The following is a 9870-nucleotide window of genomic DNA, read 5'->3' on the forward strand; positions in this document are numbered from 1 at the left end:
CACTAAATCCTGATAATCTCTGTGAAATAACGAATGGGCGGTGGGGACACCGCTCACCTGATAGATCATTATAAGCTCAGAACATATATCGATTAAACAAAAGCCTATAATTATAGGCTTAAAGCATATATCATTTAGCTAAACACTAAAACAAATAGGCCAATAGTATACCGGCTAAGACGATAATTGGCGGGCTCACTTTGGTAAAGTTGAGCAAAAGAAACGTAATCAGCATAATGCCTAAAAATAACCAGTTAAAACCCATTGGAATTAACAGGAGAATAAAAGCGGCAATAATAAAGCCTACACTTACAGCATTAATGCCTGAAAGACTGTGCTTAATTCGCGAGATTTTTTTAAGGTCATCCCAAAAAGGTACGATAAACAAAACGAGGATTAAGCCTGGTAAATTAATACCGATTACACCAATTAAACCTCCTAAAATCTGTCCCCAAAGGCCATAACCAAAATTTTTCATGCTTAGTGCCCCCAGGTAGCTGGTAAAAGAGAAGGTTGGTCCGGGTAAGGCTTGTTGTAGTGCAAAGCCCGATAAAAATCCAGAGGCGTGCAAATAATGCTTCATCTCTACAAACTCGGTAAACATTAAAGGTACCAACACCTGTCCGCCTCCAAAAACCAGTATTCCATTACGGTAAAAATTCTCCAATAAACGAATAGGCAAACTAAAAGGCGATGTGCGGTTAATGATAGCGCCCACTAATGCGAAAAGCAACAAAGCACCCAAAAAATAGATTAGTTTTCGGGGGTTAACATTCGAAAATAGTTTAACCCTGAGTTCGGCTTCTTCTTTAGGGGTTTCAATGGCTGATGAGATCATCCCTCCGATTAAAATAGACAAGGGAAAAACATAGGCATTCCGTAGCACCAGCGTGGCAATAACCGAAGCAATGGCCAGAAATATGGATACCTGAGAAGAAAGCACTTTTTTACCCAGCTGCCATGCGCCATAAGCCACAATACCAAGCGCAATGGGCTGAATATATTCTAAAACCGCATTAAATTTTTGCTTCTGATCGAGCATGGCATAACTGATTGCAGCAAAAGTCATAATGCTGGCTGTGGGTAAAATCCAGATCAAAAAAGTAATAATAGCCAGTTTCAGCTTCCCTACTTTCCAGGCTATACCTACTAATGTTTGCGTGGAGGCCGGCCCGGGTAATACCTGCGCCAGTGCATTTAACTCCAAAAGCTCTTCTTCGGAGATAAATTTAGTACTCTGTACAAAATATTTAAGCAATAAAGCCAGATGCGCCTGCGCCCCACCAAAAGAGGTGAAGGTAAAAAAAATAACATTCCGGATAAACAGCCACTGCTTTTTGGCAGCAATAGGTTTGGTTTGCATCAATTAAAACTGATAACTGTTAACTAACAAGACTAAACTAGTCATCTTCATAATCTAATCCTGCTGCCGAATTGTAAGCGCCCTGCAATTCGGAAAAAGCATGCATATCGCGTTTATTGCGCGCCACTTGCATTCCCTTTTGATAAATTTCGATTGCTTTTTCTTTCTGTCCGTCTCTTTCAAATAATTTACCCAAATGGTAATAAGTGCCAACATAATCGGGATGCTTATCAGTTAACTGAAGGTAAAAAGAATAGGCTTTTTCTTTATCATTTTGCACGTTATACTCTGTGGCTAAGGCATATAGTATAAACGGATCGTTGGGATCACTTTCTAAAAAATCTAATAACTTACTTAAACGGGTACTTGACATTTTTATTCCTTGCTTTTTTAATTAAATTTGCAGAAAGACCTTATATAATAAACATATAACATATGAAAATATTAGTTTGTATCAGTAATGTGCCAGACACAACGACAAAAATAACTTTTACCAACGATAATACCGAATTCAATACCGCAGGAGTACAATATATTGTTAACCCTTACGACGAAATTGCACTGGCAAGGGCAATTGAGCTAACTGAAGGTGGTAAAGGAACAGTAACCGTAATCAATGTGGGCGAAGCCGCCAACGATCCAACCATTAGAAAAGCACTTGCAATTGGTGCCGACGATGCAGTTAGGGTAAATGCAGCTCCAAGAGATGCATATTTTGTGGCTAAGCAAATTGCAGAATACGCTAAAGACAAAGATTTCAATGTTATTTTAACCGGTCGCGAATCTATCGATTACAATGGCAATCAGGTTGCAGCCATGGTTGGCGAATTTTTAGATATCCCTTCGGTATCGATTATCAAAAAACTGGATATAGACGGCGATACAGCAACTATCGAAAGAGAAATTGAAGGCGGGAAAGAAGTATTAACCGTTTCGGGTAAATTTGTAGCCAGCTGTGCTGAAGGTGTAGCCGAGCCTAAAATCCCTAACATGCGTGGTATCATGAGCGCAAGAACAAAACCTTTAGCAGTTGTAGAGGCTGTTGCCATCGACGAGGTAACCAAGGTAACCAAATACGAAACCCCTGCCCCTCGCGGAACAGTTAAATTAATTCCTGCCGATCAAACCGAGCAGTTAATTAGCTTGTTACACAGCGAAGCTAAAGTAATCTAGTCAGTTAGCAATTCAGTTGACTGACCGAGCAGAGATAAATTAATAATAATAAATATAATACTCCCGCTAAGGGATTTAAGGATAAATATATGTCAGTATTAGTATATGTAGAACAAGCTGAAGGTAAATTTAAGAAATCTGTATTCGAAGCCGTTTCTTATGCCAAAGCCATTGCCGATCAACAATCTACCAGCTTAACCGCCATTTCAATTGGCGATGTTGCCGAAAGTGAATTAAAAGAACTGGGAAAATATGGTGCAGCTAAAGTATTAAATGTAAGTGCCGATCAGTTAAAATCTTTCGTTAATCAAGCTTATGCCAGCGTTATTGCTGCTGCTGCCGAGAAAGAAGGCGCAGCAATTGTGGTATTATCTAACTCTTTCTCAGGTAAAGGTTTAGCGCCACGTATTGCAGTAAAACTTAAAGCAGGCTTAGCCGATGGCGCTGTTGAACTACCAAGTACTGATGGTAAATTTGCCGTTAAGAAAACTGCTTTCTCTGGTAAGGCTTTTGCCATTACCGAGTTAACTTCTGCCAACAAAGTAATTGCTTTAAACCCGAATGCATTTGGTGTTAAAGAAAATGCTATCGATGTAACTATCGAAAACTTTGTCGCTGATATTAAACAATCAGACCTGGGTACTGTTATTAAAGATATTGTTAGGGCTACTGATAAAGTTTCGTTACCCGATGCTGAGCTGGTAGTATCGGCAGGAAGAGGTTTAAAAGGCCCTGAAAACTGGGGAATGATAGAAGAGCTTGCAGGCTTATTGGGCGCTGCTACCGCTTGTTCTAAACCCGTTTCTGATGCTGATTGGAGACCACACTCAGAGCACGTTGGTCAAACCGGTATTGCCATCAGCCCGAATTTATACATTGCTATCGGTATTTCTGGTGCTATACAGCATCTGGCAGGTGTAAGCTCATCGAAAGTGATTGTGGTAATTAACAAAGACCCGGAAGCTCCTTTCTTTAAAGTAGCCGATTACGGTATCGTTGGCGATGCTTTTGAAGTTGTACCAAAATTAATTGAGGCATTAAAAGCACATAAGGGATAATATTTTACAGACCTTATAGGTTTTAAAAAACCTATAAGGTCTTATCATAAATATGAAAAAAGTTAAATTAGATATTGTAGGTTTATCTTACAGCCAGACTCAATCTGGTGCTTATGCCCTTGTTTTAGGAGAAGTAAATGGACGCAGGCGCTTACCCATTATTATTGGTGCGTTCGAAGCTCAGGCCATTGCCATTGAAATTGAAAAAATGACTCCAAGCAGGCCATTAACGCACGACCTGTTTAAATCGATGGCTGATACTTTTCATATCAACATTCAGGAAATTATTATCTACAACCTGGTTGACGGCGTTTTTTATGCCAAACTGATTTGTAGCGACGGCAAAAACACACATGAAGTTGATGCCCGCACCTCGGATGCTATCGCACTGGCTGTTAGGTTTAATGCCATGATTTATACCTACGAATTTATCCTCGCTTCTGCAGGTATTGTAATTGAAGGAAATGATTTTCTTTTTCTCGAAAATATGGATTCGATTGCTAAAGAACCTGAAGCCGATACCTTGCCTACCTCAGGCCAGCAACCAGGCTATAGCGATCTTACCTTAGAAGAGCTGCAACAAAAACTACAGGAGGCCATAGCCGAAGAAGCTTATGAAAAAGCAGCAAGGTTAAGAGATGAACTGAATAAGCGCGGAACTTCTTAATTTCCCACCTTCAGGCATTAAAAAAACTCAAATCTTTTCAGATTTTTCTACAAAATCTCACCAATAAAAAAGCTAAAACCCAAAATGATCCAAATTGTTTAAAATAATTAAGGATCATTTTGGATTATGACTTAAAATAGTTCTATATTCAGCTTTTAAACTAAACTATTATTATGAATGTTAAGTTTCGCTTAACTATAATGAGTTTCATGCAATTCTTTGTATGGGCTGCCTGGTTAATTACAATTGCAAATTATTGGTTCGGAACCAAACAATGGGATGGTGCAGATTTTGGAATTATTTTTTCTACAATGGGCATTGCCTCGCTGTTTATGCCTACTCTCACCGGTATTTTAGCTGATAAATGGATCAATGCAGAAAAACTTTATGCCATTTTGCATATTCTTTACGCGGCGACCATGTTTTACCTGCCACAGGTAAATGATGCACACACCTTTTTCTGGGTAATACTGGTAGCCATGTGTTTTTATATGCCAACCATAGCGCTTAGTAACTCCATTAGCTACACCACCTTAAAAAACGGCAATTTCGATGTAGTAAAAGACTTTCCTCCTATCCGCGTTTGGGGTACCATTGGCTTCATTGCTGCTATGTGGATTACCAATTTAACCGGTAATAAAGCCAGTGCCAACCAGTTCTACATTGCGGGTATAAGTGCTTTACTTTTAGGTGTATATTCTTTTACACTACCAGCCTGTAAACCATTAAACTTAATCAGCGATAAGAAAACATTTGCACAAAAACTTGGGCTTGAATCTTTTAAGCTTTTTGCCGATTATAAAATGGCCTTGTTTTTTATCTTCTCGATGTTTTTAGGGGCTGCTTTACAGTTAACCAATGCTTATGGCGATGTTTTTTTAGATGAATTTAAGTTATTCCCGGTTTTTGCAGAATCATTCGTAATTAAATATTCCACTATCATTTTATCGATTTCGCAGGTATCTGAAACACTTTTTATTCTGGCTATCCCCTTCTTTTTGAAAAGGTTTGGAATTAAATGGGTTATTGCCATTGCGATGTTTGCCTGGGTGTTGCGTTTTGGTTTATTTGCCTACGGCGATCCATCTACCAACCTCTGGATGATTATCACTTCTTGTATCGTTTATGGTATGGCATTCGATTTCTTTAATATATCGGGATCTTTATTTGTAGAAACATCAACTGCGCCAAAAATCCGTTCTTCTGCCCAGGGCTTATTCATGATGATGACCAATGGCTTTGGGGCTGTGTTTGGCAGTTTGGTTTCGGGCTGGATGATTAGCCGCTTCTTTACCACTTATTATCATAGTATTGGTTCGCTATCTAAATACGTTAAAAGTGAAGAAGACAATGCACACTTGCTTAAATTCTTAAAAAACAAAGGCATTGATGTGCTGCCAAACGGAGATCTGAGCAGGGCATTAGATGTAAAAGACTGGCATAACATCTGGTTAACCTTTACCATTTATGTACTCGTTATAGCAGTCGTTTTTGTTGTGATATTTAAGCACAAACATACCCGCGCCGAAGTAGAAGCCATTAATCATTTATAATCCGTCCCATGTCAGCTGGTAAGTACAGAAAAGAACACGATTGTTTAAACTGTGGTTCGCATGTAGAATCACATTATTGCAGTAAATGCGGTCAGCCTAATTTAGAATTAAAAGAGAGTTTCTGGGCTTTTATTAGTCATAGTATTGCCCACTATTTTCATTTCGATAACAAATTTTTTCAAACGCTTGCTCCACTCCTAACCAAACCCGGTAAAGTTACACTCGATTATCTGGCCGGTAAAAGAGCCAGGTACATCAACCCGGTGAGCATGTACATTTTTGTATCAATTGTATACTTTTTGGTGGTTTATTCGCCAAAGCATGTAGCAAAGGATAATCATGACGACGATGGCATCACGGTTGAAAAGAAAAAGAATCAGAATGTAACCGATAGTGTAAGCAAAGCGCTGAAGCTAGCAGGAATGCCCGAGAACAACGCTATTATTAAAAAGACCGTAAAATCTTTAGATAATGCGATAAAGATTAAAGAATTTAAAAAACTGGGGTTTAAGGACCAGGAAGTTGAGCTGAACCGGATAAAAGCCGAAAACGTTACACTTAAATCTGATTCGCTTGAAGATATTATTGATAATTACAATGATATCCATATCGAAAGGAACGACAGTACTTATGCGGCCTATCTGGTACGTCAGCAAAAACTTCCTTCAGCCGATCAGGATAGCTGGTACGAAAAGTTAATCAAAAAAAGGGCGATTAGCCTTGGCGAAAAATCGGAAGTGATTAATGAAACCCTGGAGCACAACAGGCCAAAACAATACTTTTTATTGATGCCGTTACTGGCGCTTTTCATCATGTGGAATTTCAGGAAGAATCACATTTACTATCTCAACCACCTGATTTTCACCATTCATGGGATGACCGCCTATTTTATCGTTCAGATTTTTACAGCTCCGGTAATTAAGCATGTATTTGGAGGCAGTGGTGTCTTTACCAAAATTATCGAATTGGCTGTTTTGGTTTGGATATGCTGGTATATGTTCAATGCATTAAAGGTATTCTATCAACGCAAAACCGGCAGTATCATCTTTAAAATGTTCTGGATCTTCGTACTCTTCTGGATTGCGTTTAAGGTATCAGAATTTGTTATGATTAATTTAATTTATTACGTAGCTACGTAGCCCGCGCTTCGTTACTACTTAAGAGAGTCGTCAGCTCGATCGGAAGGTAGTAGAGCGGAGAGATCTAATTCATAAGTGTTATCGAGATAAATCTCTCCCTGCCTGTACGGGCTTACACTTCAGTAGAGATGACGGCTATTAGTAAAAAAGTATTACCCACAAAAAAACCACCCGAATTTTCGAGTGGTTTTTTTTATGTTTAATGAAACTATTTTCTGTTTTTAATCTCAACAAATTCCCTATCGGTTTCACCAACGTAAACCTGACGCGGACGACCGATTGGCTCTTTGTTTTCGTGCATTTCTTTCCATTGTGCAATCCATCCCGGTAAACGTCCTAAAGCAAAAAGAACGGTAAACATTTCTGACGGGAAGCCTAATGCGCGGTAAATAATACCTGAATAAAAATCTACGTTCGGATATAATTTTCTGTCGATGAAATACTGATCGGTTAGGGCTGCTTCTTCTAGTTTTTTAGCAATTTCTAAAATCGGATCGTCGATACCTAAATTCTCTAAAATATCATCACAAGCCTTCTTAATGATTTTTGCTCTTGGATCGAAGTTTTTATATACCCTGTGTCCAAAGCCCATCATACGGAAAGGATCATTTTTATCTTTAGCTTTAGCAATCCATTTTTCAGTATCGCCACCATCAGCTTTAATCAGTTCGAGCATATCGATAACGGCCTGGTTTGCACCACCGTGAAGCGGTCCCCAAAGTGCGGCAATACCTGCTGAAACTGATGCATATAAATTACAATCAGACGAACCAACAATACGTACAGTAGATGCCGAACAGTTTTGCTCGTGATCTGCATGCAGGATCAGTAATTTGTTCATTGCATTTACCACAATCGGGTTTACTTCGTAATCTTCGGTACGCTGGCCAAATGTCATCCAAAGGAAATTGGTAACATAATCGTATTTATTTTTTGGATAAATAAGCGGATGACCTAAAGACTTTTTATAAATAAACGAAACGATTGTTGGAAGCTTAGCCAATAACTTAATAATGGTTAGGTTTTGCTCTTCTGCAGTTTGGTTTGGCTTTAAGCACTCTGGATAAAATGTAGATAGAGAGAAAATTAGCGACCCTAACTGACCCATTGGATGAGATCTTGACGGATAACCATCAAAGAATTTTTTCATATCCTCGTGAATCAGCGTATGCTTACTAATTTCAGCCTGAAAACCGTCTAATTGCGCTTGGGTAGGAAGATCTCCGTAAATAACCAGGTAAGCTACTTCTAAAAAACTAGATTTTTCTGCTAGCTGCTCGATACCGTAACCTCTGTATTTTAGAATGCCTTTTTCACCATCTAAAAAAGTGATTTTGCTTTTTGTAGAACCTGTATTTTTAAAACCAGTATCTAAAGTTACAAAACCTGTAAGATCTCTTAATTTTGAAATATCAATGGCCTTTTCGTCTTCTGTTCCTGTAATTACTGGCAATTCTATTGTCTTACCATCAACTTTGATCTCTGCAATATCTGACATATTATTGTATTGTGTTTATAGCTTTCTAAATTATATAAAATTAATATACATGCATAACAAATCTGTTAAATTAATATGAATAATTAGTCAGGAAGACGTAACAATCATGCTTAACAAAACAAATCGTGCCTGTTATTTCGATTTGATTTCTTCAACTACCCTTCCGCACTCCATCATCTCGTTTCCGTAATAAGGATTCTTAATTTTCTTTTCCGTTGATAGCCAGTCGCCTCCTTCGCCTTTATTGGCCATTGGACAATGCTGCACATAAATGGTGCCTTTTTCTATTTCGGCATTTTTAACTAAAGCAATTAAATCGGCGCTTAAAACGGTGAAGTCTTTTCTTTGTACTACCAGATTATTGGTACCCGCAATTTTACCGGCAACCTCAGCAGTAAGCTCGCAACCTTCGTAAGCTGCCAAACTATTTTTCAAAGCTTCGGCCGTTTTTTGGGCAACTGCAGCATCAGATTTAACCAGAGCGTTTTTTAATTCGACATATTGAGCAAAAATTACCGATTTTTTTTCATCTTTTATCGTTACATCATTTTTAACGCTCACAGAATCTGTTTTTACGGAATCTTTATTTTCAGTTGTCTTTTTTTCTGACTGATTGCAGGCCATTAATGCAGTGAGTATGGCTATTCCGAATATTCTTTTCATTGTATTTGGTTTTCGGCTCAAAATAGCAATTAATATGTTAAATAAATAAAAAAAGCCCCGCTAATTGCAGGGCTCTTTAAAATAAATGATATTTTAATTATAATTTAAAATTATAACCGATACGCAGGTTATACTGACCTGTTTTCATGAAATACAAATCAGATGCGCTATTGTTTACATAGCCTTCGTATCGTGCACCAATTTCAAGTCCGTTATTCCACTCGTAGCCAAGGCCTCCGGTATAAATGAAGTTCATTTGTGCACTTTCTTTAACTGCCAGGCCAGTACCCAGGCCACCGCCTAAATACATCCTATCAATTACATAAGCTTTAACTCCACCCATTAAAGGAATAAACTGAAAATTTAAGGGGCTGTCTTTCCACCTTAAGCGGGTATAACCAGCCGAAGCCGTTACAGCAACATCTTTGGATAAATCGTATTGCAATTTTACGTCTGCTCCGTAGCCATAATCCATTTCTGAACGATCTGGAAACAATCCGGCATTAACACCAACTCCTATTTTAAAGGCCATGCCGTTAGTACTCATGGTCTGACTCATTTCTTGTGCCTTTAAACTGTTGGTGCTTAATATTGCAATTGCCGTTAATGCCGTTGCAAAAAGTCTTGTAAATGTTCTCATTGGTAAAGTATTTAAGTTATCAAATAAAGGTTTAAATGATATACGATAAAACCAGACAACCAGATTTTTAATTTTCATTTTTTTCAGAATATTATGAATCGAGTAGGAAGATAGGG

Annotated in this window: 10 protein-coding genes; 5 read left to right on the plus strand and 5 right to left on the minus strand. The window is 38.3% G+C overall.

The genetic code is table 11. The features are described from left to right. Positions 1–145: 145 nt before the first annotated feature. Both chrA and DBR40_RS25020 read right to left on the minus strand, forming a co-directional pair. Positions 146–1363 carry a chromate efflux transporter gene (gene chrA / locus DBR40_RS25015; protein ID WP_124562462.1) on the minus strand — a complete coding sequence of 406 codons (1218 nt, stop codon included), beginning with the start codon at positions 1361–1363 and terminating at the stop codon, positions 146–148. Between the two features lie 37 nt (positions 1364–1400). Further along, complete coding sequence (locus tag DBR40_RS25020) at positions 1401–1736, minus strand: tetratricopeptide repeat protein (RefSeq protein ID WP_124562463.1); 336 nt, start codon at positions 1734–1736, stop codon at positions 1401–1403. Between the two features lie 62 nt (positions 1737–1798). On the opposite strand from DBR40_RS25020, the gene DBR40_RS25025 reads away from it, so the two are divergent. The 5 genes from DBR40_RS25025 (at position 1799) to DBR40_RS25045 (ending at position 6953) form a co-directional block, all read left to right on the plus strand. Beyond that, on the plus strand, positions 1799–2536 hold the full coding sequence (locus DBR40_RS25025; RefSeq protein WP_124562464.1) for an electron transfer flavoprotein subunit beta/FixA family protein: 738 nt from the start codon (positions 1799–1801) through the stop codon (positions 2534–2536). An 89-nt stretch (positions 2537–2625) separates the two neighbouring features. Continuing rightward, positions 2626–3594 (plus strand): electron transfer flavoprotein subunit alpha/FixB family protein, encoded by a 969-nt coding sequence (locus DBR40_RS25030; protein WP_124562465.1) that lies wholly within the window; start codon positions 2626–2628, stop codon positions 3592–3594. Between the two features lie 52 nt (positions 3595–3646). Then, positions 3647–4261 carry a bifunctional nuclease family protein gene (locus DBR40_RS25035; protein ID WP_124562466.1) on the plus strand — a complete coding sequence of 205 codons (615 nt, stop codon included), beginning with the start codon at positions 3647–3649 and terminating at the stop codon, positions 4259–4261. Between the two features lie 173 nt (positions 4262–4434). After that, positions 4435–5814: a nucleoside permease gene (locus tag DBR40_RS25040; protein WP_124562467.1), complete on the plus strand. Its 1380-nt coding sequence runs from the start codon at positions 4435–4437 to the stop codon at positions 5812–5814. A gap of 8 nt (positions 5815–5822) precedes the next feature. After that, on the plus strand, positions 5823–6953 hold the full coding sequence (locus DBR40_RS25045; protein WP_124562468.1) for a DUF3667 domain-containing protein: 1131 nt from the start codon (positions 5823–5825) through the stop codon (positions 6951–6953). Between the two features lie 208 nt (positions 6954–7161). Here the strand turns inward: DBR40_RS25045 and DBR40_RS25050 are convergent, their stop codons facing one another. The 3 genes from DBR40_RS25050 to DBR40_RS25060 form a co-directional block, all read right to left on the minus strand. After that, complete coding sequence (locus tag DBR40_RS25050) at positions 7162–8451, minus strand: citrate synthase (RefSeq protein ID WP_124562469.1); 1290 nt, start codon at positions 8449–8451, stop codon at positions 7162–7164. 132 nt (positions 8452–8583) lie between these two features. Beyond that, positions 8584–9114 carry a DUF3347 domain-containing protein gene (locus DBR40_RS25055; RefSeq protein ID WP_124562470.1) on the minus strand — a complete coding sequence of 177 codons (531 nt, stop codon included), beginning with the start codon at positions 9112–9114 and terminating at the stop codon, positions 8584–8586. A gap of 97 nt (positions 9115–9211) precedes the next feature. Further along, positions 9212–9754, minus strand: coding sequence for a hypothetical protein (locus tag DBR40_RS25060; RefSeq protein ID WP_124562471.1), 543 nt, complete (start codon positions 9752–9754; stop codon positions 9212–9214). Positions 9755–9870 lie beyond the last annotated feature (116 nt).

The organism is Pedobacter sp. KBW01 (assembly GCF_003852395.1).
Taxonomy (GTDB): Bacteria; Bacteroidota; Bacteroidia; order Sphingobacteriales; family Sphingobacteriaceae; genus Pedobacter.

Coding starts and splice junctions, on each gene's coding strand:
- chrA (WP_124562462.1), bottom strand. CDS start 1,363: ATGCAAACCAAACCTATTGCTGCCAAAAAGCAGTGGCTGTTTATCCGG.
- DBR40_RS25020 (WP_124562463.1), bottom strand. CDS start 1,736: ATGTCAAGTACCCGTTTAAGTAAGTTATTAGATTTTTTAGAAAGTGAT.
- DBR40_RS25025 (WP_124562464.1), top strand. CDS start 1,799: ATGAAAATATTAGTTTGTATCAGTAATGTGCCAGACACAACGACAAAA.
- DBR40_RS25030 (WP_124562465.1), top strand. CDS start 2,626: ATGTCAGTATTAGTATATGTAGAACAAGCTGAAGGTAAATTTAAGAAA.
- DBR40_RS25035 (WP_124562466.1), top strand. CDS start 3,647: ATGAAAAAAGTTAAATTAGATATTGTAGGTTTATCTTACAGCCAGACT.
- DBR40_RS25040 (WP_124562467.1), top strand. CDS start 4,435: ATGAATGTTAAGTTTCGCTTAACTATAATGAGTTTCATGCAATTCTTT.
- DBR40_RS25045 (WP_124562468.1), top strand. CDS start 5,823: ATGTCAGCTGGTAAGTACAGAAAAGAACACGATTGTTTAAACTGTGGT.
- DBR40_RS25050 (WP_124562469.1), bottom strand. CDS start 8,451: ATGTCAGATATTGCAGAGATCAAAGTTGATGGTAAGACAATAGAATTG.
- DBR40_RS25055 (WP_124562470.1), bottom strand. CDS start 9,114: ATGAAAAGAATATTCGGAATAGCCATACTCACTGCATTAATGGCCTGC.
- DBR40_RS25060 (WP_124562471.1), bottom strand. CDS start 9,754: ATGAGAACATTTACAAGACTTTTTGCAACGGCATTAACGGCAATTGCA.